The 1,065-nt window shown below is 43.9% G+C and carries 1 protein-coding gene; it reads right to left on the reverse strand.

What is annotated here, in order from left to right:
• The coding region (locus A3761_RS24935) for a THUMP domain-containing protein (protein ID WP_231881310.1) at window positions 1–832 on the reverse strand (832 nt) is incomplete at its 3' end.
• Window positions 833–1,065 lie beyond the last annotated feature (233 nt).

The following is a 1,065-nucleotide window of genomic DNA, read 5'->3' on the forward strand; positions in this document are numbered from 1 at the left end:
TCGTTAGCAACAACCCCGCCTGATCATGTTCAGCAAGGGTAAAATCTTCTAGTGAGCGTTTCTCCACATGAATAATCTTATCAAAGCCTGCCTTTCTAACATTATCCCAAGCTTTCGCCACAACTCTAGAATCCTGATCAAAACCAGTAATACGCCCCTGATATGAACCTAAGCCTTTTTCGAATGAATCTAAAGCAGCCTGACGAAGCGCACTCCATAATCGCTCATCATGACCTTTCCAACACTCAAACCCCCAGCGCTCGCGAGCAAGTCCTGGCGCTTTATTGGTAGCAAGCATTGCCGCTTCAATAAGCAAAGTGCCAGAGCCACACATTGGATCAATAAAACTAGCGCTGTCGTTGTAACGCTTAGGCCAGCCACTCAGCAAAAGCAATCCGGCGGCAAGGTTTTCTTTGAGTGGCGCAGCACCGGTAACAGAACGATAGCCGCGTTTGTGGAGACTTTCACCTGACAAGTCGAGGCTTACGTTAATTTTCCCTTTTGCCAACCTGGCTGATATACGGATATCAGGCTCGGCTCGACTAACTGAGGGCCGGTCCCCAACAAGGTCACGAAACTTATCAACAATTGCATCTTTTACTCGCAAAGCACCAAAGGTAGTGTTGTTGACATGTTCATTTTGCCCAGAGAAATCGACCGCAAAACTAGCCGTACAATCGAAATATCGACTCCAGTCTATAGAATAAGCTGCGTCATAAATTTGATCAGCCGTTTCCGCTTTATGTGAACAAAGCTCAAGTAAAACCCGATTTGCAACTCGCGACCAAAGTAATACACGATACAACAAAGATTTATCTAATTCGGCACTCACGCCAGCAGGCGTTGACTTTGTCTGCTCGACTCCAAAACTATTGAGTTCTTGCTCAAGAACGTAATTTAGCCCTCGGGGGCACGTTATAAAAACATTATATGAGTCGTTATTTCGCATGTGTTACCAAATTAATACAAACTGAAATTAAGAAATAATCGCGCATTCGAACACGTTACACCCTATAAAACAAGCTATTACGGAAGCTTATACTAAAGCTATATATAAATAGTGTT

This window comes from Oleiphilus sp. HI0123, from assembly GCF_001635315.1.